29 protein-coding genes are annotated in these 24,688 nt (G+C 30.9%); all 29 read left to right on the top strand.

Going from position 1 to position 24,688, the window contains the following annotated elements; genetic code table 11:
- Window positions 1-15: 15 nt before the first annotated feature.
- From flgB to QIA27_RS01835, 29 genes are read left to right on the top strand one after another with little or no spacing between them, the layout of a single operon-like run.
- Window positions 16-423 (top strand): flagellar basal body rod protein FlgB, encoded by a 408-nt coding sequence (flgB, locus tag QIA27_RS01975; protein ID WP_301353591.1) that lies wholly within the window; start codon window positions 16-18, stop codon window positions 421-423.
- Window positions 424-446: 23 nt separating this feature from the next.
- Window positions 447-905 carry a flagellar basal body rod protein FlgC gene (gene flgC / locus QIA27_RS01970; RefSeq protein ID WP_006068481.1) on the top strand — a complete coding sequence of 153 codons (459 nt, stop codon included), beginning with the start codon at window positions 447-449 and terminating at the stop codon, window positions 903-905.
- Window positions 906-916: 11 nt separating this feature from the next.
- On the top strand, window positions 917-1,255 hold the full coding sequence (gene fliE / locus QIA27_RS01965; protein ID WP_301353590.1) for a flagellar hook-basal body complex protein FliE: 339 nt from the start codon (window positions 917-919) through the stop codon (window positions 1,253-1,255).
- A gap of 14 nt (window positions 1,256-1,269) precedes the next feature.
- Window positions 1,270-2,979, top strand: a complete 1,710-nt coding sequence (gene fliF / locus QIA27_RS01960; protein WP_301353589.1) for a flagellar basal-body MS-ring/collar protein FliF — start codon at window positions 1,270-1,272, stop codon at window positions 2,977-2,979.
- 15 nt (window positions 2,980-2,994) lie between these two features.
- Window positions 2,995-4,029, top strand: a complete 1,035-nt coding sequence (fliG, locus tag QIA27_RS01955) for a flagellar motor switch protein FliG (RefSeq protein WP_002556889.1) — start codon at window positions 2,995-2,997, stop codon at window positions 4,027-4,029.
- A 14-nt stretch (window positions 4,030-4,043) separates the two neighbouring features.
- The gene (gene fliH, locus QIA27_RS01950) at window positions 4,044-4,964 is read left to right on the top strand and encodes a flagellar assembly protein FliH (protein WP_301353588.1); all 921 of its coding nucleotides are present in this window, start codon (window positions 4,044-4,046) and stop codon (window positions 4,962-4,964) included.
- Between the two features lie 18 nt (window positions 4,965-4,982).
- Window positions 4,983-6,293: a flagellar protein export ATPase FliI gene (gene fliI, locus QIA27_RS01945; protein WP_301353587.1), complete on the top strand. Its 1,311-nt coding sequence runs from the start codon at window positions 4,983-4,985 to the stop codon at window positions 6,291-6,293.
- Complete coding sequence (locus QIA27_RS01940; protein WP_301353586.1) at window positions 6,290-6,721, top strand: flagellar protein FlbA; 432 nt, start codon at window positions 6,290-6,292, stop codon at window positions 6,719-6,721. Before fliI ends, QIA27_RS01940 begins: the two co-directional genes overlap by 4 nt.
- Window positions 6,714-7,331 (top strand): periplasmic-type flagellar collar protein FlbB, encoded by a 618-nt coding sequence (locus tag QIA27_RS01935; protein WP_301403518.1) that lies wholly within the window; start codon window positions 6,714-6,716, stop codon window positions 7,329-7,331. Before QIA27_RS01940 ends, QIA27_RS01935 begins: the two co-directional genes overlap by 8 nt.
- A gap of 7 nt (window positions 7,332-7,338) precedes the next feature.
- On the top strand, window positions 7,339-8,529 hold the full coding sequence (locus QIA27_RS01930) for a flagellar hook-length control protein FliK (RefSeq protein ID WP_301403517.1): 1,191 nt from the start codon (window positions 7,339-7,341) through the stop codon (window positions 8,527-8,529).
- 13 nt (window positions 8,530-8,542) lie between these two features.
- The gene (gene flgD, locus QIA27_RS01925) at window positions 8,543-8,986 is read left to right on the top strand and encodes a flagellar hook assembly protein FlgD (protein ID WP_301353583.1); all 444 of its coding nucleotides are present in this window, start codon (window positions 8,543-8,545) and stop codon (window positions 8,984-8,986) included.
- 4 nt (window positions 8,987-8,990) lie between these two features.
- Entirely contained in the window at window positions 8,991-10,319 is a 1,329-nt protein-coding gene (gene flgE, locus QIA27_RS01920) for a flagellar hook protein FlgE (protein ID WP_301353582.1), read from the top strand.
- Between the two features lie 21 nt (window positions 10,320-10,340).
- A complete protein-coding gene (locus tag QIA27_RS01915) occupies window positions 10,341-10,565 on the top strand; it encodes a flagellar FlbD family protein (RefSeq protein WP_301353581.1) in 225 nt (74 codons plus the stop codon).
- Window positions 10,562-11,344, top strand: a complete 783-nt coding sequence (locus QIA27_RS01910) for a motility protein A (protein ID WP_301353579.1) — start codon at window positions 10,562-10,564, stop codon at window positions 11,342-11,344. The genes QIA27_RS01915 and QIA27_RS01910 overlap by 4 nt, the downstream gene beginning before the upstream one ends.
- Window positions 11,344-12,126 carry a flagellar motor protein MotB gene (gene motB, locus QIA27_RS01905; RefSeq protein WP_301353578.1) on the top strand — a complete coding sequence of 261 codons (783 nt, stop codon included), beginning with the start codon at window positions 11,344-11,346 and terminating at the stop codon, window positions 12,124-12,126. The genes QIA27_RS01910 and motB overlap by 1 nt, the downstream gene beginning before the upstream one ends.
- Window positions 12,127-12,172: 46 nt before the next feature.
- Window positions 12,173-12,709, top strand: a complete 537-nt coding sequence (fliL, locus tag QIA27_RS01900; RefSeq protein WP_183220255.1) for a flagellar basal body-associated protein FliL — start codon at window positions 12,173-12,175, stop codon at window positions 12,707-12,709.
- Window positions 12,710-12,737: 28 nt separating this feature from the next.
- The gene (gene fliM, locus QIA27_RS01895) at window positions 12,738-13,796 is read left to right on the top strand and encodes a flagellar motor switch protein FliM (protein WP_301353577.1); all 1,059 of its coding nucleotides are present in this window, start codon (window positions 12,738-12,740) and stop codon (window positions 13,794-13,796) included.
- A gap of 45 nt (window positions 13,797-13,841) precedes the next feature.
- Window positions 13,842-14,183, top strand: coding sequence for a flagellar motor switch protein FliN (fliN, locus tag QIA27_RS01890; RefSeq protein WP_006068512.1), 342 nt, complete (start codon window positions 13,842-13,844; stop codon window positions 14,181-14,183).
- Window positions 14,176-14,799 carry a flagellar biosynthesis protein FliZ gene (locus QIA27_RS01885; RefSeq protein ID WP_301386312.1) on the top strand — a complete coding sequence of 208 codons (624 nt, stop codon included), beginning with the start codon at window positions 14,176-14,178 and terminating at the stop codon, window positions 14,797-14,799. The genes fliN and QIA27_RS01885 overlap by 8 nt, the downstream gene beginning before the upstream one ends.
- Window positions 14,800-14,809: 10 nt before the next feature.
- Entirely contained in the window at window positions 14,810-15,574 is a 765-nt protein-coding gene (gene fliP / locus QIA27_RS01880) for a flagellar type III secretion system pore protein FliP (RefSeq protein WP_301386311.1), read from the top strand.
- 6 nt (window positions 15,575-15,580) lie between these two features.
- Window positions 15,581-15,844 carry a flagellar biosynthesis protein FliQ gene (fliQ, locus tag QIA27_RS01875; RefSeq protein WP_038628195.1) on the top strand — a complete coding sequence of 88 codons (264 nt, stop codon included), beginning with the start codon at window positions 15,581-15,583 and terminating at the stop codon, window positions 15,842-15,844.
- Between the two features lie 35 nt (window positions 15,845-15,879).
- Window positions 15,880-16,668, top strand: coding sequence for a flagellar biosynthetic protein FliR (gene fliR, locus QIA27_RS01870; RefSeq protein ID WP_301353573.1), 789 nt, complete (start codon window positions 15,880-15,882; stop codon window positions 16,666-16,668).
- Window positions 16,668-17,786 (top strand): flagellar biosynthesis protein FlhB, encoded by a 1,119-nt coding sequence (flhB, locus tag QIA27_RS01865; RefSeq protein ID WP_301403516.1) that lies wholly within the window; start codon window positions 16,668-16,670, stop codon window positions 17,784-17,786. Before fliR ends, flhB begins: the two co-directional genes overlap by 1 nt.
- A gap of 8 nt (window positions 17,787-17,794) precedes the next feature.
- Window positions 17,795-19,888, top strand: coding sequence for a flagellar biosynthesis protein FlhA (flhA, locus tag QIA27_RS01860; protein ID WP_301403515.1), 2,094 nt, complete (start codon window positions 17,795-17,797; stop codon window positions 19,886-19,888).
- Between the two features lie 4 nt (window positions 19,889-19,892).
- Window positions 19,893-21,059 (top strand): flagellar biosynthesis protein FlhF, encoded by a 1,167-nt coding sequence (flhF, locus tag QIA27_RS01855; RefSeq protein WP_301354316.1) that lies wholly within the window; start codon window positions 19,893-19,895, stop codon window positions 21,057-21,059.
- A gap of 11 nt (window positions 21,060-21,070) precedes the next feature.
- Window positions 21,071-21,958: a MinD/ParA family protein gene (locus QIA27_RS01850; protein ID WP_183220274.1), complete on the top strand. Its 888-nt coding sequence runs from the start codon at window positions 21,071-21,073 to the stop codon at window positions 21,956-21,958.
- A 6-nt stretch (window positions 21,959-21,964) separates the two neighbouring features.
- Window positions 21,965-22,444 (top strand): hypothetical protein, encoded by a 480-nt coding sequence (locus QIA27_RS01845; RefSeq protein ID WP_301353570.1) that lies wholly within the window; start codon window positions 21,965-21,967, stop codon window positions 22,442-22,444.
- A 2-nt stretch (window positions 22,445-22,446) separates the two neighbouring features.
- A complete protein-coding gene (locus QIA27_RS01840) occupies window positions 22,447-24,351 on the top strand; it encodes a FapA family protein (protein ID WP_301403514.1) in 1,905 nt (634 codons plus the stop codon).
- 25 nt (window positions 24,352-24,376) lie between these two features.
- Complete coding sequence (locus tag QIA27_RS01835) at window positions 24,377-24,679, top strand: hypothetical protein (protein WP_301403513.1); 303 nt, start codon at window positions 24,377-24,379, stop codon at window positions 24,677-24,679.
- Window positions 24,680-24,688: the final 9 nt, after the last annotated feature.

Raw genomic sequence — 24,688 nt, 5'->3', positions numbered from 1 at the left:
CGAGGGGGTTTTAATTTGAATGATTTTGAAAGATCTATAGATTTTTCACATAGGTATTTAGATGTTCTGAGTTTAAGACAAGGCGTTATTTCTGACAATATAGCAAATGTAGATACTCCAAATTTTAAGAGAAGTAAAATTTCTTTTGAGTCAGAGCTGGAAAAGGCTTTTTTAAATAAAAATAAAAATGATCTAAATTTAATTAAGTCTAGCGATAAGCATTTATCTGGGCTTAAAAATCCAGAGTATTCAGATGTTAAGCCCCACAGACTTCTTGATCATTTTTCAACTATGAATAATAATGGCAATAATGTTGATATTGATTCTGAGATTAAGTCACTTGTACAAAACCAAATGATGTATCATCTTATGACCAGTGTTCAGTCGCATTATTTTAAAAGTATAAATATTGTATTAAAATAAATTAATATTTTAAGGAATGTAAAATGGGATTGTTTTCAAGCATTAATGTAGCTTCAACGGGATTGACAGCACAAAGGTTAAGGATTGATGTTATTTCTAATAATATTGCAAATGTTTCTACTTCTAGAACTCCTGATGGTGGGCCTTATAGAAGGCAAAGGATTATTTTTGCACCAAGGGTTAATAATCCTTATTGGAAAGGTCCTTTTATTCCAGATTATCTTGATAATGGTATTGGGCAAGGGGTTAGGGTTGCTAGCATTGAAAAAGATAAGTCTCCATTAAAGTTAAAATATGATCCAACTCATCCTGATTCAATAAGTTTTGGGGATAAAAAAGGTTATGTGGAGCTTCCTAATGTCAATTTAGTTGAAGAAATGGTAGATATGATTTCAGCTTCTCGTGCTTATGAGGCAAATTCTACTGTTATCAACAGTAGTAAATCTATGTTTAGAAGTGCATTAGCTATACTTCAAAGCTAAAGGAGAGATCGTTGGTGAGAATGAATGCTTTTTTTACAGAGAATAATATTAATTTGGTTAAGAAAAATCCTTTGCATTTTGATGTGAATCTTTTTGGTTCTTCTAAAAATAGTGCCAAAAGCAATGATATTAAAACGTTTAAGGATGTTTTAATAAATGCGATTACTGATGTCAACAAAAGTCAATTAAATGTTTCTAAAGTTATGGAACAAGCTGTTCTTAAGCCTAGTAGTGTTGATGTTCATGATTTTGTAATAGCGATGTCTAAGGCTAATATGAATTTAAGCATTTTAAAGGCTGTTGTTGAGAGAGGTATTAAGGCTTATCAAGACATAATCAATATTCGTTAAGGAGCCATAAGATTTTGAGCAATTTTTTTACTAATTTTTTTGTTTCAGCAAAAGGAATCTTCAAAAAAGCTAGTACGGTTCAGAAAATAGCCTTAGGATTGATTATTTTTTTTGTTATTCTTGCGTTTGTTTTTTTGATAGGACTTTCTACTAAAAGTCAAAGTATTGCTCTTTTTGGAGTTGAAATTAAAGATCAATATCTCTTAGATAGAATATCGCAAAGACTTGATAGAGAAAATGTTAAATATTTTTTGAGTTCCGATGGAAGAATTTATTTAGATGATGAAAAGCTTGCAAAAAAAATGCGAGCAATTCTTGTCAGAGAAGAGCTTGTGCCTGTTCATATGGATCCATGGGCTTTGTTTGATATTGATAGATGGACCATTACTGATTTTGAAAGAAGCATTAATCTTAGAAGATCTATTACAAGAGCGGTTGAGCAGCATATTTTAGCTTTAGACGATGTTGATGCTGTTAGTGTGAATCTTGTTATGCCTGAGAAAGCTCTTTTTAAAGAGGCGCAAGAGCCTGTTAAAGCATCTGTTAGGATTACTCCAAGGCCTGGCTCCGATATTATTACCAATAGAAAAAAAGTTGAAGGACTTGTTAAGCTTATTCAGTATGCCATTGAAGGCCTTGAATCTGATAATATTGCTATTGTTGATAATAGTGGAACTATTTTGAATGATTTTTATAATTTAGATGGAATAGATAGGATAGACTTAGCAGAAAAAGAGCGTAAATTAAAGCTTAAGTATGAAGCTATGCTTAGGGGGGAAATCGACTCTGCATTAAGTAAGGTTTTATCTGTTGATAGATTTATGATAGCAAGAGTAAATGTAAAACTTGATACTTCAAAAGAAACTACAGAGTCTAAAGAGTATGCTCCTATTGAGCTTCAAGCCCAAGATCCAAAAGCTTCTTATAACACTAGAAAAGTAAGCGATTCAACTATTATATCTTCTCAGACCCAGAAAAAAGAATATCAGGGGCAAGGGTATAGTCCGTGGGGACCTCCTGGCCAGGAAGGCAATACTCCTCCTGAATATCAAGATTTAAGCGATATTACTGGTAAATATAATGAGTCTCAAGAGATCAAAAATGTTGCTTTAAATGAAAAAAAATCTACAAGTGAAAAAGAGCCTGCTAGGATTGTAGGTGTTTCTCTTGGTATTTTTGTGGATGGTATTTGGAATTTTGTGTATGATGAGAAGGGAAATTTCGTAATAGAAAATGGAATGAGAAAAAGAGAATATAAACCCATGGCATTAGAAGAAATAAAAAATATTGAAGATGTTTTGCAAAGTTCTTTTGAATATAAGCCAGAAAGAGGTGATTCAATAACAGTTAGAAATATATCTTTTGATCGCATGAATGAATTTAGAGAAATAGATGAAAACTATTTTGCAAGCGAAAGGTTTAGATATTTTTTATTTATTGCAAGTATAATATTTTCATTATTGATTTTAGTATTTACAATATTTTTTGCTATTTCTAGAGAACTTGAAAGGCGAAGACGCCTTAGAGAAGAGGAATTGGCAAAGCAAGCACATTTAAGACGTCAACAAGCCTTAATGGATGGTGGTGACGATATTGGCGTTGATGATGTTGTTGGCGGTATTAGGGAGGGTGATGAGCTTCAAAATAATGCTGAGCTTTTAGCCAGAGAAAAGCCAGAAGATGTTGCTAAGCTTATAAGAACATGGCTTTTGAAAAACGCATAGAAGGTAGTAATTGATATGGAAGAAAAAAAAGAAAAGGAGATTCTTGATGTTTCTGCTTTAACAGGCAAGCAAAAGGCCGCTATATTATTGGTTTCAATAGGTTCTGAAATCTCTTCTAAAGTGTTTAAGTATCTTTCTCAAGAAGAGATAGAGTCTTTGACATTTGAGATAGCAAAGCTTGAGACAATTACTTCTGAACTTAAAGATAATGTTCTTTTAGAGTTTAAAGAATTAATGATGGCTCAAGAATTTATCCAAAAGGGTGGAATTGATTATGCAAGAGAGCTTCTTGAAAAATCTCTTGGTACTCAAAAAGCAGTTGATATTATTAATAATTTAGGATCTGCTTTACAGTCTAGGCCTTTTGAATTTGTTAGAAGAGCAGATCCTGCAAATATTTTAAACTTTATTCAACAAGAACATCCTCAAACAATTGCTTTGATACTTTCATATCTTGATCCCCAAAAGGCTTCTTTTATTCTCTCTAGTTTGCCTACGGAGGTACAAACCAATGTTGCAAGAAGAATTGCATTAATGGATAGAACTTCCCCTGAGGTTGTAAGAGAGGTTGAGAGAGTTCTTGAGAAAAAACTAGCTTCTCTTTCTTCAGAAGATTACACATCAGCAGGAGGGGTTGACAATGTTGTTGAGATAATTAATATGGCTGATAGAAAGACGGAGAAGTTTATTATTGAATCTCTTGAAGAAGAAGATCCAGAGCTTGCAGAAGAGATTAAGAAAAAAATGTTTGTATTTGAGGATATAGTTTTGCTTGATGACAGATCTATACAAAGAGTTTTAAGAGAAATAGATGGTCAAGAGTTAGCAAAAGCTTTAAAATCTGTAGATATTCCTGTTCAAGAAAAAATTTTCAAAAACATGTCAAAAAGAGCAGCTTCAATGCTTAAGGAAGATATGGAATTTTTGGGGCCTACTAGGCGAAAAGACGTTGAGGAATCCCAGCAAAAAATTGTTTCTCTTATTAGAAAATTAGAAGAACAAGGAGAAATAGTTATTTCAAGAGGTGGTGAAGAAGATGTACTTGTCTGATAAAGGAGTTTTATTTGCCTAAGGTTTTATATAAATCGTCAGAAGTTGATAATTCAGTAAAGTTTGAATTTGTTGAGATAGCAAAGCCTGTTTTTGAATCTTTAGAAATCAAGGAAAAAGAAGGCAAGGTTTACGACATAGACAGTCAAATTACCAATCTTAAAGAAGAGTTACAATTTCTAAGAGATGAAAAGTTACGACTTGAGGAAGAACTTGTTAAAAGACAAGAACTTGCCAAAGAAGAAGTGCAAATTGAATCTAAGAGGCTTATTGAAGAGGCTAAGATAAAAGCTAATGAAGTGCTAGAGGCAGCCAAGCAAGAAGCAGATCTTTTGCAAAGGGAGGCTATTAATAAGAAGGAATCTGTTGAGGCTGAATCTAATGCTGAGATTGAAAGATTGACAAGAGAGTATGAAGAAAAATTAAAAACAGATCTTGAGATAGCAACAGCTAAGGGTAGGCAAGAGGGATATAGTAAAGGTTATGAAAGCGGTTTTGAAGATTTTGATAAAGTTATGAGAAAGTTGCACAGCATAATAGCAAGTTTGATTGCCGAAAGAAAAGGTATTCTTGAATCATCAAGTGGTCAAATAGTAAGTCTTGTTATGCAAATTGCAATTAAAGTTATTAAGAGAATAACAGATTCTCAAAAAGATATTGTTTTAGAAAATGTTAATGAGGTGTTGAAAAGGGTAAAAGATAAAACACAGATTACTATTCGTGTAAATCTTGATGATTTAGATATTGTTAGACATAAAAAGAGCGATTTTATTTCTAGATTTGATGTTATAGAAAATTTAGAAATCATAGAAGATCCCAACATAGGCAAAGGTGGTTGTATAATTGAAACTAATTTTGGAGAGATTGATGCTCGTATTTCTTCTCAACTTGATAAAATAGAGGAAAAGTTTAAAAATTTTTCATTATTAAGTTAAGTATCTAAAGGAATTTTAGTGGGCAATTTTTTTGAAAATTATTTAAGACAAGTAGATGATATTGAAACTGTATCTTTTGTTGGCAGAGTACAAAAGATAAAAGGCCTTTTAGTTGAAAGTTTAGGGCCTCAGTGTGCTGTTGGAGATTTGTGTTTAATTGATCAAAGAAATAATAAAAAGGTATGTGCTGAGGTTTTAGGATTTAATGGCCCTTATGTTAGTCTTATGGCCTATGAAGGATTTAGTGGGATTGAAGTTGGAAATAAAGTCTATTCTTTAAATAAAGGGTTAGAAATAAATCTTAGTGATGAGCTTTTAGGAAGAGTTATTGATTCTCTTGGCAGACCTATTGATAATAAAGGGTCATTTTTAAACAATAGATATAAAGAGTTAATTTTTGAAAAAATTAATCCAATTAGTAGAAGTATTTTTGAAGAGCAAATATTAACAGGAGTTAAGGTTCTTGATGGTTTTTTGCCAGTTGCAAAAGGGCAAAGAGTTGGTATTTTTTCTGGTGCTGGTGTTGGTAAGTCTACTTTGCTTGGCATGATTGCAAAAAATTCAAATGCAGATGTAAACGTTATCGCTTTTATTGGGGAAAGAGGTCGAGAGCTTAATGAGTTTATTGAACATGAACTTGGTGAGGAGCGTTTAAAAAAAAGCGTTTTAGTTGTTTCAACTTCTGATGAATCACCCATATCAAGGTATAAAGGAGCTTATGTCGCCACCATGATAGCAGAATACTTTAGAGATCAAGGTAAAGATGTGGCTTTGCTTTTTGATTCTATTACTAGGTTTGCAAATGCTAAAAGGGAAATGTCTCTTTCCTTGGGAGAGCCTCCGGTAGCTAAAGGCTATCCGCCTTCTGTTTTTGTTGAAATTCCAATTTTACTTGAGAGATCGGGTTTTAATGGTAATGGAGGAAGTGTTACTGGATTTTATACTGTTCTTGTTGAGGGGGATGATTTTACAGAACCTGTAGCCGATAATATTAAGGCTGTTTTGGATGGTCACATTATATTAGACAGAGATTTGTTTGATAGAGGAATTTATCCTTCAATAAATGTTCTTAGTTCAACGTCAAGATCTATTCATAGAATAATGAGTTTAGAAAAACAAAAATTAATAATGAAAGCTAGAAATTTATTGTCTGTTTATAAAGATTATGAAGATCTTGTTAGAACGGGGATTTATCTTAAAGGATCCAATAAGGAAGTTGATTTTGCAATTTCCAAGTATCCTAAGATTATTGATTTTATTTCTCAAGGAATAAATGATACATTTGATTTTGAAAATTTAGAAGATGAAATAAGGGAAATATTATCTTGAATGATTTAAATTTTAGAAAACAAAAACTTAATAGAATATTAACCATTAGAACCTACTATCGAAAGTTAAGTGAGAGAGACTTAATGGATGTAAATAAAAAAATTTCAAAAATAAATCATTTTTCAGATGAAATTCCCAATCTTTTAAAAAGTCTGAATAGTCTTGATGATCTTTTTGTAAGAGGTTATATGGACTGTTTAAATTATAAAAAAAAACAAAATTTTAAAATTCTTGAAGAGCTTAGAAAGAATTATAATGATTGTTATGATACTTATGTGAATAAGTATCGGGAAGAAAAAAAGATTAAAATATTAATAAAAACTTTAAATAATTCTATAATTAAAAATAGAGAAAAGAAGGAAAGCTTACTGCTAGACGAGTATGTAAATTATAAAGTTTGTCAAAATCTGAGGATTGAAAGTGAATAATTTTTTATCGTTCTTTTTTAGGGCATTTTTTTTGTTATTTTTAATTGTTGTTTTATTTTTCTTTGTATTATTCTCTATTGATTTTCTTGGAATGTACAATACTAAGAGATATTTCCCTGAGTTTATAAGAACTAGGTTTTTAGGAGAAACTTCTCTAGTCTTTGATCATAATTCTAATATAATTCTTGATGAAGCTAGACTTGTAAAGGAAAGAGAAGCTATTGATATCAAGAATCAGCAGATTGAAAAGCTTAAAGAAGATCTAAAATTAAAAGAAGACAGTTTAAATAAGCTTGAATTTGAGCTTAAGCAAAAGCAGAAAGATTTAGATTTAAAACAAAAGGTAATAGATGACATTATAAATAAATATAATGACGAGGAAGCAAATATTTTACAAACAGCTGTATATTTAATGAATATGCCACCAGAAGATGCTGTTAAGCGGCTTGAGGATTTAAATCCTGAACTTGCAATATCTTATATGCGAAAAATTGAAGAGCTTTCTAAAAAAGAGGGCCGTATGTCAATTGTTCCTTATTGGTTGTCCCTTATGGATTCTAAAAAAGCTGCTATATTGATTAGAAAAATGTCTGTTAGTTCATTGGAGTAGTGCTTATATGAGTAATTTATTAAATTTAAGTAAAGCTTATGGCAATAAATTTAATCTCTTGAATGCAATTAAAGGATTAAATTTAAATGTTTCTAAAACGGAGTCTAGAGAGAATAAGAATTCTTTTTTAAATATTATGTCTTCTGAATCTAAGAAATTAGCTAAAGCAAAATTTATGATATTTGATTTTTTAAATTTTTTTAAAGATAATGGGCTTATTAGTAAAAATTTAAAAAAATCGTCTTTAAATAAATCCTTTTTTTTAAAAAAACTTGAGAATGAGGCTTTTGCTTCTGATTTGAAATCCCTGATTGCTAGAATGAATGTTTTTTTAGATTTTGAAGGCTTAAATGGCATTAAAGAAAATTTAACATTTAATCTTGATAATTTTGATATCTTAAGTAAAGAAAAATTTTTTGAAAAAATTGAAAGACTTTGTTTGTTTTTTAATGATTTAAGTTCTTTTTTAGGTTTTGATTTTTCAACTACTGTATTGATTGATGATTATTATAATCAGATAAGCTTGAATGATAAAAAGAAAGAAGAAAATGTTATTAATATTGATGTAAAAAATTTTAAGAAGAACAGTGGCGATAATAATGATTTTGCTTTTTCAAAGTTTAGCTTAAATACAATTGATGGTCAAAATTTTGTTGGTAGGTATAAGGTTAAAGAAATTTCAGGCGATTCTTTAAAAGGTTTTGTTGAAGAATTTATCAATCATAACATAAAAAGCTTTAAAGAGGTTGATAGTTTTGATTTTGTTAGCAGTTTAAAGCCAGAGTGGAATCTTAAGATTAATAAAAATATTGTGGATAAAGCTAAAGTTGTGTTAAAATCGAATAATACAGGAGAGATTAAGTTGGTTTTAAAGCCCAAAGAGCTTGGTAGTATACGAATTAATTTAAACCTTGATTCTAATAATAATTTATTGGGAAAGATTGTGGTAGACAATCAAAATGTTAAAATGCTTTTTGACCAAAATATGCATTCATTAAATAAAATGCTTGGTGAGAGTGGTTTTAATGCTAGCTTAAATCTTTTTCTTGCAGGCGAAAATTTAAATTCTTTTTCTAAAAATTTTAAAGATGATTCTAGGGATCAAAATTTTTATTTTGGTTATAATAAATCTTTTCAAATTGAAGAAGAAGTTGAATTTTCTTACGATGTAGATAAAAATGTTAATTTAATTGTTTAGGCGGTGGAGTTAAATGAGTAAAATAAATGGTATTGAAAATGTCTTTAATTTGACTAATAGTAGTAAAATTAAAAAAGAATCAGATTTTAAGGTTGACAATGTAGCTAATAAGGTTAATCTTGGCAAGGATGATTTTTTAAAGTTGCTCATTACTCAGCTTAGGTATCAAGATCCTACAAATCCAATGAAGGATAAAGAATTTATTGCTCAAATGGCGCAATTTTCGGCTCTTGAGCAAATGACCAATATGAGCAAGTCATTTGAAAAACTTTCATCTTCTTTAGGAATAAGAAAAGATTTGGATTTGTTAGGCAAAGTAATTAAATTTCAGCATGGTGATGGGGAGATTGTTAAAGGCCGTGTCACAAACATTAAGACAGGTGCAATACCCCAAGTTATGGTTAATGGTAATTATTATGTATATAAAAACATATTATCGGTAGGTTTGGAGGAGTAATTATATGATGAGGTCTTTATATTCCGGTGTTTCTGGGCTTCAGAATCATCAAACAAGAATGGATGTTGTTGGTAATAATATTGCTAATGTAAATACAATTGGTTTTAAAAAGGGAAGAGTAAATTTTCAGGATATGATATCGCAGTCTATTTCTGGAGCTTCTCGCCCTACTGATACTCGTGGAGGGACTAATCCTAAGCAAGTTGGATTAGGTATGAATGTTGCTGCAATTGACACTATTCATACCCAAGGGGCTTTTCAAAGTACTCAAAAAGCATCTGATCTTGGGGTTAGTGGTAATGGATTTTTTATTTTAAAAGAAGGTAAAAATTTTTTTTATACAAGAGCTGGTGCTTTTGACGTGGACTCTGATCGACATCTTGTAAATCCTGCAAATGGAATGCGAATTCAAGGCTGGATGGCAAGAGATTTAGAAGGTGAAAAGGTTATCAATACAGCTTCTGATGTTGAAGATCTGATTATTCCAATTGGAGATAAAGAGGGAGCAAAATCTACTAAAAACATTACTTTTGCCTGTAACCTTGACAAAAGATTGCCCGTAATTCAAGAAGGTGCAAGTTCGGCAGATATTGCACGTGGAACTTGGGTTGTCAATAAGTCATTGTATGACAGTTTTGGAAATGTTAGTGTTCTTGAACTTAGGATTGTAAAAGATTTAAATACTCCTAATTTATGGAATGCAACAGTGTTAATAAATGGTGAGCAAAATTCAAACTTTACGCTTGGATTTGACAATGAAGGAGCATTGGCGTCTTTGAATGGGCAACCAAGCCAAAAAGGAGATGTTCTCCAAATTCCTATAACATTTAATGTTTCAGGAGCAAATGTAGGCGAAGTTGGTGAGCAGCAAACTGTAAATTTGAACTTAGGAACAGTTGGAAGCTACACCGATTCAATCACCCAATTTGCTGATTCTAGTAGTACAAAGGCTATTATTCAAGATGGATATGGCATGGGATATATGGAAAATTATGAAATTGATCAAAATGGTGTCATAGTTGGCATTTATTCGAATGGAATAAGGCGAGATCTTGGCAAGATTGCCCTTGCTTCTTTTATGAATCCTGGAGGACTTGCAAAATCGGGAGATACTAATTTTGTGGAAACAAGCAATTCAGGGCAAGTTAGAATAGGCGAGACTGGACTTGCTGGACTTGGCGATATTAGATCTGGTGTTTTAGAAATGGCTAATGTTGATCTTGCAGAGCAGTTTACAGATATGATAGTGACTCAAAGAGGATTTCAGGCAAATGCTAAAACCATTACTACTTCTGATCAATTATTGCAAGAACTTGTAAGATTGAAAAATTAAGCCAAGATTGTTTTTAAAAATATGATTTTTGTAACTAAGCTTAATGGTTTTGGATATTATTTAAATCCTTGTCATATTGAAAGTATTGAAGCTAATCCTGATACTACAATTCTTCTTATGAACGGTAAGAAGTTGATTGTAAAAGAAAAAGTTGAAGAGGTGATCAATAGGATTAAGTTGTATAGAAAAGAAGTTGCTTCTTTTGAAAAAATTGTGGGAGAAGGAAATGGGGGCGTTGAATTATGAATTTAGCTAGTATAATTGGGTGGGGAGTTGGATTTGGAGCTATTTTAATTTCCATGGCATTTACTCCCACAGGACTTGGTGTTTTTTGGGATTTAAGTTCTGTTTTTATTACTGTTGTTGGATCTTTTTCTGCTCTTATGGCTTCTTCAGAAGTTATTGCTGTAAAAAAAATTCCAACGTATTTAGGTTTTTTCTTTAGAAGAAATTCTTATGCCAAAATTTCTATTATAAAAATATTGGTAGAGCTTTCAGAAAAGGCTAGAAAAGAAGGTCTTTTGTCTCTTGATGACGAGCTTGAACAAATTAATGATCCATTTTTTAAGTCAGGAATGAGGCTTGTTGTTGATGGTGCAGATCCTGAAGTAATTAGAACTATGCTTTATTTAGAACTTGATCAAATGCAAGAAAGGCATAAAGTTGGTTCAGAGCTTTTTAAGACTTGGTCAAAACTTGCCCCAGCTTTTGGCATGACGGGGACTCTTATTGGGCTTGTAGCTCTTCTTGGTAATTTAGAGGACAAGTCTGCGCTTGGTTCTTCTATGGCTGTTGCTCTTATTACAACTCTTTATGGAACCATAATGGCAAATTTAATGTTTATTCCTGTCCAGCTTAAGTTGGAGAAAATTGATTCTGAGGAAGCTGCAGTAAAGACAATGATAATTGAGGGTGTTTTATCAATTCAGTCTGGAGATAATCCTAGAATTTTAGAGCAAAAATTGATGACTTTTTTAACCCCCAAAGATCGAAGCCATCTTGGCAATAGTATTGGGGGTGAATAATGGCTTTGCGAATTAAAAAGCCTTTAAAATGTGATGAAGGAGCTCCAGATTACATGGTGACTTATGGAGACATGGTTACTTTGCTACTTGTATTTTTTGTTACAATGTTTTCATTAAATGATATTATTTTTCAAGAAAATGTGATAAGAATAATGTCTGCTTCTTTTACTGGTGCAGGATTCTTTAAGGGTGGTAAAACTTTAGATTTTAATAAATTATCTTATTTAAGTAATAGTTTTATGTCTTTGCCTTCTACTGTGCGCAATAAACAAGCTTCTCAAACTGCTAAAAATAAATCTATGATTGAATTTATTGAGAAAATCCAGTCTAAAAATATTATAGTTAGACAGGAAGAACGAGGTATTGTGATATCTCTTGCAGCAGACGCATTTTTTGATTCTGCTAGTGCAGATGTTAAGCTTGAAGACAATAGAGATTCTATTCAAAAAATAGCATCTTTTATTGGGGTTTTAAGCTCTAGGGGCTATAATTTTAAAATAGAAGGGCATACAGATAATATTGACACTGATGTAAATGGGCCTTGGAAAAATAATTGGGAGCTTTCGACTGCAAGATCTGTTAATATGCTAGAACACATTTTGAATTATTTAGATCAATCTGATGTTAAAAGCATTGAAAATAAGTTCGAAGTAGCTGGTTTTGGCGGAAGTAGACCCATTGCAACAGATGATACTCCTGAGGGCAGAGCTTATAATAGAAGAATTGATATATTAATTACTACGGACGCATCTTTAAGTTTTCCTAAGGAAATTACGCAGTAATAGTTTTTTAAACTGTAGAGAAGAAATTAATAGGAGGAATTTTATTATGCCAAATAAGGACGATGAAAATTTGGATGTGGGAGATTCTAATGTTGGTAGAAAAGGTGGTTTATTACCCGATATTATAATAAAAATTTTGCAGATACTTGCAATAGGAATATTTACTGTTGCAATAATGATAATTGTTTCTTATTTTGTATCTAAGATGGTGGTAAGCCAAAGTGGAGCTCCTAGCGATTTTCCAGTTTTTTCTAATGAATACTTAGGAAAGCCACCTATGCTTATATGGTATGAAAGTATAGATGAGATTAGGGGTAATACCCTAGATGTTCCTCCAAAAACTTTTGTTGTAAAGCTTGCTTTAGGGTATGCAGAAAATAATGTTAATATTCTCAATGAGCTTGGAAGGCAAAAAGTGCGCTTAAAAGATATTATTAGAGAATATTTTAGTCAAAGAACTGGTCAAGAAATAAAGAATGAAAGTCAAATAAAAGCAGAAATTAAGGCAAGAATTAATAGTATTCTTAGAAATGGAGAAATAAAAGAAATAGCATTAACCCAAATTGATATTTTTGATATGTAATAATGTAATAAATTTAAAGGAATTTTAAATGGCAAACAATCCAGGAGCTTTATCTCAAGACGATATAGATAGTCTTTTAGAGTCTATCAACTCATCTGAAAGTTTATCGTTAGACGAATCTCTTTCTAATGTTATATCTAGTCCTACAGGCAAAAAGCAAAAAGTTAAGGTGTATGACTTTAAAAGGCCAGATAAATTTTCAAAAGAACAGGTTAGAACAGTTTCAAGTTTTCATGAGGCATTTGCTAGGTATACTACAACCTCGCTTTCTGCTCTTTTAAGAAAAATGGTTCATGTTCATGTGGCTTCAGTTGACCAATTAACCTATGAAGAGTTTATTAGGTCAATACCTAACCCTACAACTTTAGCAATAATAAATATGGATCCGCTTAAAGGATCTGCTATTTTTGAAGTTGATCCAACCATAGCATTTGCTATAGTAGATAGGCTTTTTGGAGGAGATGGAGATACGATTAAAGATAAAAGTAGAGATTTAACAGAAATTGAGCAGTCTGTCATGGAAAGTGTTATTATTCGTATACTTGCTAATATGAGAGAGGCTTGGTCTCAAGTAGTTGATCTAAGACCAAGATTTGGACATATTGAGGTTAATCCACAGTTTGCTCAAATAGTTCCCCCTACAGAAATGATTATTTTAGTAACTCTTGAGGTTAAAATAGGAAAAGTGGAAGGACTTATGAATTTTTGTTTGCCCTATATTACGATAGAACCTATTGTTTCAAAATTATCAACAAGATATTGGCATTCTTTGATTGGGGTTGGAACCACTAGTGAAAATCTTGATGCTTTGCGTGAAAAGTTGGAAAATACAGCGATGCCTTTGGTAGCAGAAATAGGGGAAGTTAAACTGAAAGTAAGAGAAATTTTATCGCTTGACAAAGGCGATGTTTTAAATCTTGAATCTTCTCTAATAAATAAAGATTTAACTTTAAAAGTTGGTACTAAAGAAAAGTTTAAATGTCGAATGGGTTTAATGGGCAATAAAATTGCAGTACAAATTACAGAAAAGATTGGAGATATAAAAGGTTTTGATTTATTAAAAGAACTTACAGAAGAGGTTGAGTGATAGTTATTTTATTTATTATAACTTAAATTATTAAGAGGTTAAATTATGAGTGTAGATGAAAAAAGTGATAATGTAGAAAAGCCAGAAATAAAAGGGGTTAAGCTTCCTGATTTAATTGATACTTTACCAGAAGGAGTTGATCCTAGTAATTTTGGGCTTTTGATGGATGTTTCTATGCAGCTTACTGTAGAACTTGGAAGAACAGAGCGCAAAATAAAGGATATACTTGGCATGTCTGAGGGCACGATTATTACTCTTGATAAACTTGCCGGTGAGCCTGTAGATATTTTAGTAAACGGTAAAATAGTTGCCAGGGGAGAAGTAGTTGTAATTGATGAAAATTTTGGAGTTAGAATTACTGAGATAATTAAAACTAAAAATGAATAATAAGTTTTTATTTTTAGTTTTTTTAGCGTTTTCTAATTTTTTTACATATGCTAATTCACAAGAGCAAGTAAATTCATCTGCTGATTTAGAAAATGAATCTAGCTTGCCAATCTTTGAAGAGGATAAGGCAAATCTTACTAGCAATGATAGTGCCCAGTCAATCTCTCTTTTTAATATTTCGGATTTGGTTAAGATAGTTTTATTTTTGCTTATTGCTTTTTTTATCTTTTTTTTATTTAAGAAATTGATTTTTCATTCAAAAAAAAGCAAATATGAACAAAATTCTAATTTAATTAAGGAGCTTGTTTTTTACGAGATAGATTTTAAAAATTCAATAAGAATTATAAACATATTAGACAATGTTTATATATTTTTAGTTTCCAGTAATTCTTCTACTTTGCTCAAAGAGATTAAATCTGAAGAAGAGTTAGAGGATTTAAAACTTAAGCTTAGCAAGATTAATAATTTTTCTAAGAAAGATTCTTTTAAATCAATCTTTAAGAAAATGTTGCTCAAAAAAGAAGAGGTTCCTTTTTCCAGTAATGATTATGTTAAACTTGAGAAGAAAATTGAGACTTCGCTTAAGGATAAACAAGATAGATTAAAAAAATTTTAGAGGGTTTATTTTGAGAAAGTGTTTTAATTTTTTTTTATTTTTTAGTGTAACAAGTTTATCTTTTGCCCAAACAAAATCTTTGCAGGCCACCAAAGGTCTTAATTTCCCATTTTTAAATTTTGAAAATATTAGTGGTTCAGAGATAGCTTTTTCTTTGCAGCTTTTGATTTTATTAACCATTATTACTCTTTCTCCGGCATTTTTAGTTTTAATGACTTCGTTTTTGCGAATATCCATAGTTTTGGATTTTATTAGACGTGCTTTATCTCTCCAACAATCTCCTCCCACTCAAATAGTAATGGGATTGGCTTTATTTTTAACTATTTTTACTATGTGGCCAACCTTTAATGTTATATATAAACAAGCTTATTTGCCTCTTAAAGAGTCAAAAATAAATTTTGATGAATTTTATAACAAAGGAATTGCGCCTCTTAGAATTTTTATGTATAAGCAGATGTCTGATGGGCGTCACGAAGAAATTAGGTTATTTATGAGTATTAGTAGTTATGATCGACCAAAAAATTTTAGCGAAGTGCCAACACATGTTTTAATTGCAGCTTTTATTTTGCATGAGCTTAAAGTGGCCTTCAAGATGGGAATTTTAATATTTTTACCTTTTATAGTTTTAGACATTATTGTTGCTTCTGTTTTAATGGCTATGGGTATGATAATGTTACCCCCTGTAATGATATCTTTGCCTTTTAAGTTGATTCTTTTTGTAATGGTAGATGGCTGGACTTTAATTACTAATGGCCTTATTAAAAGTTTTATGTAGGGTTATATGACAGCAGGACACATTCTTTATTTAATTAGAATTTCTATTGAAAACATTATTATTTTGTCAGCTCCAATGTTGATTATAGCTCTTATAGTTGGCCTTTTGATTTCAATTTTTCAAGCTATTACTTCAATTCAAGATCAAACTTTAAGTTTTATTCCAAAGATTATTGTTATACTTTTAACTATTGTGATTTTTGGTCCTTGGATTTTAAATAAGCTTATGCAATTTACCTATATGATTTTTAATCAATTGCAAAATGTTTAATTTATGACTTTAAATTATATTATTTGGATGAAATTTTGAATTTGAGTTTTTTAGTTTTAAAATCTTTTACAATTTTACCTGTGTTGGTTAGAATTTTTATGTTTTTAAAATTTTCTCCATTTTTTTCAACAATAAAAATCGGATATTTCAATTTTTTCTTTTCTTTGATTCTCTCTGTAATTGTTGTTGAGAAGATTAAAATTACTTATCCTTTAGACAATATGTTTTCTTTTGTGTTAATTTTATTAGGGGAGGCTATTTTAGGTCTTATTCAGGCATTTTTTGTTAATATAATTTTCAGCGTTTTCCATTTAGTTGGATTCTTCTTTTCTAATCAAATTGGGCTTGCTTATGCAAATATTTTTGATGTTTTTTCAGAAGAAGATAGTATGATTATTTCGCAAATTTTTGCTTATTTATTTTTGCTTTTGTTTTTATCAAGCGATTTTTTACTTCGGTTTTTTGTGATTGGCATACATGATTCTGTTTTGAACATTAGGGTTGAACATTTGGTCAATATGAGAAATTCAGAATTTATCAAACTTTTGCTTATGTCTTTTGGATTTCTTTTTGAAAAAGCTTTATTAATTTCATTTCCAATATTGGCTTTGCTTTTACTTTTTTATCTGGTATTAGGAATACTTTCAAAAGCATCACCCCAGATTAATTTATTAATAATTAGTTTTTCAACTTCGTTATTTTTGGGGCTGTTAATTTTGTATATTGGATTTCCAAGCTTAGCAATATCTTCAAAAAGAGTAATTGAACTTTCTTTAGATTCTCTTGCTAGTTTTTTAAAATTGTTTTCTAGAGTTTTAAAATAATGATAAAAGATGAACTTTTGATTAAAAGTTGGTATATTCCCCTTGATTTTTTTTCTGCAGATGATGAGGGAAGAACTGAATTACCCACTGATCAGAAAAAGCAAAAAGCAAGAGAAGAAGGGCGGGTATTAAAGTCTGCTGAAATTAATACCGCTGTTAGTCTTTTATTGTTATTTGCATTGTTTTTTGTCATGCTTTCTTATTTTGCTTTGGATCTAATAGCTGTTTTTAAAGAACAGGCTAGCAAGCTTCCTGAAGTTATGAGGATGAGTGTTTATGCTATGGGTTTTGCATACATTAGATCCATCATAGGCTATGTTGTTTTATTTTTTTTTGCATCCTTAGCTGTTAATTTTTTTGTTAATATTATTCAAGTAGGCTTTTTTATTACTTTTAAATCTTTGGAGCCAAGGTGGGATAAAATTAGTTTTAATTTTTCCAGGTGGGCAAAAAATTCTTTTTTTTCAGCTGGGGCTTTTTTCAATTTATTTAAAAGTTTGTTAAAAGTTGTTATAATATGCTTGATATTCTATTTTATTATAGAAAACAATATAGGCAAAATTTCTAAGCTTTCGGAGTATACGCTTCAGACTGGGATTTCTATTGTGTTAGTGCTTGCCTATAAGATATGTTTTTTCTCAGTAATATTTTTGGCAATTGTCGGAGTGTTTGATTATTTGTTTCAAAGATCTCAATATATTGAGAGTTTGAAAATGACAAAAGAAGAGGTAAAGCAGGAGAGAAAGGAAATGGAGGGTGATCCTTTACTTCGATCTAGAATAAAAGAGAGAATGAGGAGCGTTTTAAGTGCTAATTTAAGAGTAGCTGTTCCTCAAGCAGATGTAGTAATTACAAATCCAGAACATTTTGCGGTTGCTATTAAGTGGGATAGCGAAACAATGCTAGCTCCAAGGGTGCTTGCAAAAGGTCAGGATGAAATGGCCCTCACAATTAAAAAAATTGCAAGAGAAAATAATATCCCTTTAATGGAAAATAAGCTGCTTGCAAGAGCGCTTTATGCTAATGTTAAGGTTAACGAAGAGATTCCAAGAGAATATTGGGAGGTTGTTTCAAAAATTCTTGTGAGAGTATATTCTATTACTAAAAAGTTTAATTAGAGGTTCTATTGTTGGATGCTAGAAAAAATTCTATATTAGGATATTTGGGGCTTAATAATAAGTCTGATTTAATAATTTCGGTTGGTTTAATATTTATTGTTGCTGGGTTTATTTTACCCCTTCCTGCGGTTATTTTGGATGTTTTGATTACGGTTAATTTGGTAATAAGTCTTTTAATTATTTTAATTGTTCTTTATTCTAAGAGATCTCTAGATTTTTCTGTTTTTCCCACTTTGTTACTTGTGATGACTATTTTTGGACTTGTTCTTAATATTTCTTCTACCAGATTAATTTTAACTAAAGGTATAAATTTTGATGGGCAAATGATAAGAACATTTGGCACATTTGTTGTAGGTAGTTCTGGAATTCAAGGACTTGTTATTGGGTTTGTAATATTTATAATAATCATTGCTGTTCAATTTATTGTAATTACCAAAGGAGCAACAAGGGTAGCTGAAGTTGCAGCTCGATTTGCTCTTGATGCACTTCCCGGCAAGCAAATGGCCATTGACTCTGCTTACAGTTCTGGAAATTTGACAGAAGAAGAGGCTACAAGGCAAAAGAATGATTTGCAATCTGAAGTCAATTTTTATGGCGCAATGGATGGAGCTTCTAAGTTTGTATCGGGAAACGTTAAGGTTGGATTTTTGATAACCCTTATAAATATTCTTGGTGGTTTGTTGGTAGGAATAACTTTGCAAGGTCTTAACTTTAGCGAAGCTCTTAATAATTATGTGTCATTGACGGTTGGTGATGGACTTGTTTCTCAATTACCGGCTCTTTTAATTTCAACGGCTACGGGTTTGATTGTTACTAGGTCTATTTCAAAAAATAGTTTTGGTGGCGAGATTTTTGAGCAATTCACAAATCATTTAGGAATTTATTGGATTGTTTCTGGATTTTTGTTTTTTTTAGCTTTTCTTCCTGGATTTCCAACTTTAATTCTTATTTTTTTAAGTTTGTTAATTGCATTTTTAGCTTATTCTCTTTCAGGCGTAAGACGTAGAGAAGAAATTGATGAAAAAATGAAACTGGAAGAAGAGCAAGCGGCAATTTATTCAGATAAAGATGTTGCGCCTGTTGTTCCTCTTGATCCGTTAGCTCTTGAGATTGGATATAATCTTGTCCCAATAGTTGATGATACAAAAACTTCTGAACTACTTGATCGTATTGTTAAAATAAGGCGTGAGATTGCATTTGAATTTGGAATAGTTGTGCCTAAGATTAGAATAGTTGACAATATGCGACTTCAGCCCAATGCTTATTCTTTTAAACTAAGAGGAGTTGAAGTTGGGCGAGGTGAGATTAAGCTTGGTAAATTTTTAGTGATAAATATTGGAATTGATTCTGGAATAGATGGAGATCTTGTTAGAGATCCTTCATTTGGACTTCCTTCTCTTTGGGTAAATGATGATGGGCGAGAAACTGCTGAAAAATTGGGATATACTGTTGTAGATCCTCCTTCTATTATTGCTACTCATATGACGGAGCTTATTAAAAGACATTCTTACGAAATTTTGACTCGTCAAGATGTTCAAAATACCCTTGATGTTTTTAAGAAAGATTATGGAGCTATTGTTGAAGAGGTCCTTAAGAATTTTTCAGTTGGAGAGATTCAAAGGGTTTTACAGGGCCTATTAAAAGAGCAGGTTTCAATTCGCAATTTGGTTACAATTTTTGAAACAATTGCAGATTTTACAAGTATTACTAAGGATATATTTTTCTTGATTGAAAAATGTAGACAATCAATTGGAAGACAAATAACTAGTGGATATTTAGACTTAAATTCTGAGCTTAATGTAATAACTTTAAATCCCAGTTTTGAGCAAATAATAATTGATTCTCGTATAGAATCTAATAACAATCTTATAAGTTCAATTGATCCTAATTTGAAAACTAAATTTATTTATGAACTTTTCAAAATTGTAAATGAGGTTCAAGCAGAAGGTTTTTATCCAGTTGTTCTCTCAAGCGAATCGTCAAGACCTATAATAAAAGTGATAACAAGTAGAGAGATTCCAGAGCTTGTTGTTATGTCTGTTTTAGAGGTTCCCCAAAATATTAAAGTTAATGTTCTTAAAACAGTAGAGGTTGAAGAATAATATTATGGTTCAGTATTTTACAGAAAAAGGTCCAACTTATAATGAAGTTATAGAAATAATTAAGAAAAAATATGGCAAGAATGCTAGGGTCATGACCTATAAAACCATTCCTCATGGAGGAATTTTGGGTTTGTTTAGCAAAGATTGGGTTGAAGTCTCAGGTTATGTTAGATACGACATTGGTAATCAACAGATTAATGTTGAGGATGAAAAGCGAAAGATCCTTCAAAGCATTAAAAGAGAAGAAAATTCTTCAATTGAAGATGTGCTTAAAGAAGTTAAGTCTCTTAAAACAGAACTTGCTCACAAAAAAGAAAATATTAATCATCCGACAATTACAAAAATTGAAGATATTTTAAGAGAAAATGATTTTTCTGAAAATTATATTAAAGACATTAATGAGTTTATTAAGAGAGAATTCAGTTTGTCCGATCTTGATGATTATGAGAGAGTTAGAGAGGATGTTGTTTTGTATATTGCAAGGACAATTAAATGTTCAGGATCTATTATTGATGATCTTAAGAAAAGGGTTTTTATTTTAGTTGGTCCAACAGGTGTTGGAAAGACCACTACAATTGCAAAACTTGCAGCAATTTATGGTATTAATGGAGAATCTAAGAGTTTAAATATTAAGATTATTACTATTGATAATTATCGTATTGGGGCTAAAAAACAAATTCAAACTTATGGTGATATTATGGGCATTCCGGTTAGAGCAATTGAGTCTTTTAAAGATTTAAAAGATGAAATTACTGATTCAAAGGATTTCGATCTTATACTTGTTGATACAATTGGCAAAAGTCCTAAAGATTTTATGAAGCTTGCTGAGATGAAGGAGCTTCTTAATGCTTGTGGAAGAGATGCTGAATTTCATTTGGCTGTGAGTTCTACTACAAAAACATCAGATGTTAAAGAAATATTTCACCAATTCTCTCCTTTTAATTATAAAACTGTGATTTTTACCAAAGTGGATGAAACCACTTGTGTTGGAAATTTGATAAGTTTGATTTATGAAATGAAGAAAGTAGTTTCTTATGTTACGGATGGGCAAATTGTTCCTCATAATATCAGTGTTGCAGAACCACTTACTTTTATTAGAAGAATAAATGGCTACAGAATAAGCGATGATGCAGAGTTTATTAAGAAAATAAAAAGTAAATCTTATTATTAAGGAAAGTTATAATGGAAGATCAAGCTCAAAGTTTAAGAGATATGATGAAATTAAATGGTAAATTTAATTTTTCAGTTGATGAGAAAGTTCAAAACAGTAAAACAAGATTTATTGCTGTTAGTAGTGGTAAAGGCGGTGTTGGCAAAAGCAATATTGCAATTGGACTTGCTCTTAAATATTCTGAGCTTGGCAAAAAGGTGTTAATACTTGATGCTGACATTGGAATGGCTAATGTTAATATTTTGCTTGGAGTTATTCCTAAGTACAGTATATATCATATGATTGCTCAAAGTCGTGATATTAGAGAAGTAATAACAAAGACAGAATACAATATTGATCTTTTAGCCGGTGCTTCTGGTACAATGGAGCTTTTAGATCTCTCTGATGTTGATGTTAATAAATTTATAAAAGAATTATTAAAAATATATGAATATGATATAGTTGTAATAGATACTAGTGCTGGGATTTCAAGGCAAGTTATTTCGTTTTTGCTTTCTAGTGACGATGTTGTTATTGTTACTACTCCAGAGCCCACTTCGATTACGGATGCTTATGGAATAATAAAGGTATTGTCTTACAAGATGGAGAATTTAAAAAATTTAAGACTTATTGTTAATAGAGTAGCTAATGTTAGTGAAGCTAAGGGAGTTGCCAAAAAGGTTATAGATATTTCAGGGCAATTTTTAAACTTAAATATTGATTATTTGGGATATATTTATGAGGATCAAAATGTTAGGAGTTCTGTTTTTAAGCAAAAACCTTTTGTTTTGGTAAATCCAAATAGCAAAGCTAGTTATTGTCTTGATTCTATTGTTGCCACTCTTGAGGAGGTTTCTCTAGACAGCAGAAAAAGAAGAGGTGTTATAGGCTTTATATTAAGATTTTTTGGTGTGGAATAGGGCATTATGTTTGTAAGTAGGGAATTAAAGTATATTTTATTAGCTAGTATGTCGGCATTGTTTATTTCGGCAATTTTAGGTTTGTTTTGTGGTTTGTCATTTTTTACAATCTTAATAAGGTCTTTTTTACAGTTTGTATTTTTTTTTGTTATTGGACTTTTAATTGAGTTTATTTATAAGAAATATTTATCGAATCTTTTTTCAACAGAATTGTCTGGTGATACGGAAAATAAGCTTCAAGATGATAAGAAGGTTTATAAGGACTTGAACGAAAATCAAGATTTTCGAAATAAAAATCCTCTTCATGAGAATTATCAAAATAACAGTAGTAATGTTGATTTTATAAAAGAAGTCAAAAAGTATAAATTTGAGACTGAAGACATGAGTAAGGGGAGTGACAAGATTAAAAAAATGTCATTTATTGAAGATAATGATCCAAAAGTTGTTGCAGATGCTATTAAAACTTTAATGAGCAAGAAGGAATAAATATGGACGGCAGAGTTATAAATTTTTCTGAACTTTGTGATAAAATGCGATCTTATTTGGAAAGAGAAAATCATGTTGATTTGATAGAAATAGAAGCAGATACTCTTGAAGAAGCCTTAAACGATGCTTCTTTAGAGCTTTCAGTGCCTTATAAAGAATTAGATTATGAGATTTTGTTAAAAGGTAGTAATGGCATATTAGGGTACGGGAAGAAAAAATGGAGAATAGTTGCCTATAGACATTCTTCTAGCAAGCCTAAAGTGTCTCTTGATTCAAAAGATGATTCAGGAGAAGAAAAAACAATTTCATCGGATGGTGAATTTTTTATTAGGAAATCTTCTAAGGGTGTATTTCTAAAGGTTACCTCATCTAAGGGGCAAGGAATTCCTATTAAGTATCAAGATGTTTTTTCTAAATTAGAATTACATGGCAATATTGAAAAGTTTGATAAAGACATTGTGAAAGGTATAGTTGAAAATGCTAGTGGATACTATGAAAAAATTGCTGATTTTGAATCTGATCCTTCTGAAAATGTTACAATGATGGTTCAAATATCAGAAAATTCAATGTCAGTTACTATTGAATTTACTACGCCCGGAATTAATGGGGCTGAAATTTTTGCACAAGATATTTTCAATATCCTGAGAAAATATGGAGTAATAGATATTGCAATACTTAAGGATAAAGTATCAAAATTTGTGGATTACCCTGTTTATGGTGAGCCTATTGAGCTTGCAAGGGGGTTAGAACCAGTAAAGGGCAGGGATTCTTATGTTGATTTTATTGTTGATGAAAATAATAGACTTGGTGAATATGAGGTTTCAAGTATAGGATTTAGGAATGTTGTTGAAGGCGAGGAATTGGCTAGAATTATTCCCTTTGAGAAAGGTGTAGACGGTTATACCGTTTTTGGCAAAGTATTAAGATCAGAGAGTGGACAAGATATTAATTTTGTTTTAGGTGAAAATACTTTTAAAGATGGTTATAAAATTCGTGCAAAATGTAATGGGTATATGTCTGTTTCAGATGGTGTAATATCTGTCCATAATGTTTATTTGGTCAAGGGTGATGTTGGGCCTGCTACTGGAGATATAGTAAATAATGGAATGGTTCTTGTCCAAGGTAATGTTTTAGATGGATACAACATTATGGCTAAAAGCGGAATAGAAGTGAAAGGATTGGTGGGGCGATGCAATTTAAAAACTGATGGGCCTATTATTTTCCATAGTGGTGTGAATGGTAAAGGTGATTCTAAGATCTATGCACGAGGTAATATTAGGGCTAAGTTTTTAGAAAATGTTACTTTAAATTGTGGTGGAGAAGTTGAAGTGTTAAGGGGCATTGTGAATTCTTCAGTTTCTTCTAAAAAGAGAGTTCTTTGCATAGGTAAAAAATCAAAAATAGTTGGTTCTAATGTTTATGCTAAAGAAGAGGTTAGAGCGTATTCTATAGGTTCTGATAGAAGCTGCGAAACTTGTATTGATGTTGGCTATGATCCTGAAATTAAAGATTTACTAACTAGGTTTAACAATCATCTTGAAAAGATTGAAAAGCGACTAGAAGTTTTAACTAAAGATATTGTTGCGTTAAAAAAGAATATTGTGCTCATTACAGATAAGGCAGAAAAATCCTTAAAGATTGATAGTTACAATGAATTTGTTAATGAGAGTAAAATTCTTAGAATGGAAATAAAAATGATAGAGACTAAGCGAATTGATTTACAAAATGAGCTTGAAAATACTAAGATAGAGGGTAAGGTTTCTGTTGAAAATATAGCTTGCTCAGGCGTTAAGCTTTATATTAAAAATGCTTTTTATGAGCTTTCAAAAGATTACAGCAACGTTACTTTTGTAGAAGATGATAATTATATTAAAGTTATGACTTATATTCCTTTTAAGTCTGGGTGAAGATCTTTAATATAAGGATTTGTATATGGATGTATATGAAGTTTTTAAAATATCTGTTGTTAGTTCTTTTAAGGCTAGACAATTTTTAAGTGAAGATGAAAAGCGTAAAAGATTAAAAATTAATCAAAATACCAGGTTTAGATTTTTAAGAAATTATCATACTGATTCTGAGGTTAGTAATGTATGTGCAGTTAGTAAAGTTGAGAATAATTTTTTGCTTTCATTTCCAGTAAAAAAAAATAAGAATGAAGATAAGGCAATGCTTAGTTTATATTCTGGTAAATTTGAGGATCCTAAAATTGGTAAAAATGTTAACATTAAGAGATAAAATGTTTTA

The sequence above is a fragment of the [Borrelia] tanukii genome, from assembly GCF_030439725.2.
Lineage (GTDB): Bacteria > Spirochaetota > Spirochaetia > Borreliales > Borreliaceae > Borreliella > Borreliella tanukii.
The sequence above is the reverse complement of the archived record's forward strand: the minus strand, read 5'-3'. Positions and strand labels throughout refer to the sequence as shown.

Coding starts and splice junctions, on each gene's coding strand:
- fliL (WP_183220255.1), top strand. CDS start 12,173: ATGCCAAATAAGGACGATGAAAATTTGGATGTGGGAGATTCTAATGTT.
- fliM (WP_301353577.1), top strand. CDS start 12,738: ATGGCAAACAATCCAGGAGCTTTATCTCAAGACGATATAGATAGTCTT.
- flhB (WP_301403516.1), top strand. CDS start 16,668: ATGATAAAAGATGAACTTTTGATTAAAAGTTGGTATATTCCCCTTGAT.
- QIA27_RS01840 (WP_301403514.1), top strand. CDS start 22,447: ATGGACGGCAGAGTTATAAATTTTTCTGAACTTTGTGATAAAATGCGA.
- QIA27_RS01915 (WP_301353581.1), top strand. CDS start 10,341: ATGATTTTTGTAACTAAGCTTAATGGTTTTGGATATTATTTAAATCCT.
- QIA27_RS01910 (WP_301353579.1), top strand. CDS start 10,562: ATGAATTTAGCTAGTATAATTGGGTGGGGAGTTGGATTTGGAGCTATT.
- QIA27_RS01850 (WP_183220274.1), top strand. CDS start 21,071: ATGGAAGATCAAGCTCAAAGTTTAAGAGATATGATGAAATTAAATGGT.
- flgE (WP_301353582.1), top strand. CDS start 8,991: ATGATGAGGTCTTTATATTCCGGTGTTTCTGGGCTTCAGAATCATCAA.
- fliG (WP_002556889.1), top strand. CDS start 2,995: ATGGAAGAAAAAAAAGAAAAGGAGATTCTTGATGTTTCTGCTTTAACA.
- QIA27_RS01930 (WP_301403517.1), top strand. CDS start 7,339: ATGAGTAATTTATTAAATTTAAGTAAAGCTTATGGCAATAAATTTAAT.
- fliQ (WP_038628195.1), top strand. CDS start 15,581: ATGACAGCAGGACACATTCTTTATTTAATTAGAATTTCTATTGAAAAC.
- QIA27_RS01885 (WP_301386312.1), top strand. CDS start 14,176: ATGAATAATAAGTTTTTATTTTTAGTTTTTTTAGCGTTTTCTAATTTT.
- motB (WP_301353578.1), top strand. CDS start 11,344: ATGGCTTTGCGAATTAAAAAGCCTTTAAAATGTGATGAAGGAGCTCCA.
- flgD (WP_301353583.1), top strand. CDS start 8,543: ATGAGTAAAATAAATGGTATTGAAAATGTCTTTAATTTGACTAATAGT.
- flhF (WP_301354316.1), top strand. CDS start 19,893: ATGGTTCAGTATTTTACAGAAAAAGGTCCAACTTATAATGAAGTTATA.
- flgC (WP_006068481.1), top strand. CDS start 447: ATGGGATTGTTTTCAAGCATTAATGTAGCTTCAACGGGATTGACAGCA.
- fliN (WP_006068512.1), top strand. CDS start 13,842: ATGAGTGTAGATGAAAAAAGTGATAATGTAGAAAAGCCAGAAATAAAA.
- QIA27_RS01845 (WP_301353570.1), top strand. CDS start 21,965: ATGTTTGTAAGTAGGGAATTAAAGTATATTTTATTAGCTAGTATGTCG.
- QIA27_RS01835 (WP_301403513.1), top strand. CDS start 24,377: ATGGATGTATATGAAGTTTTTAAAATATCTGTTGTTAGTTCTTTTAAG.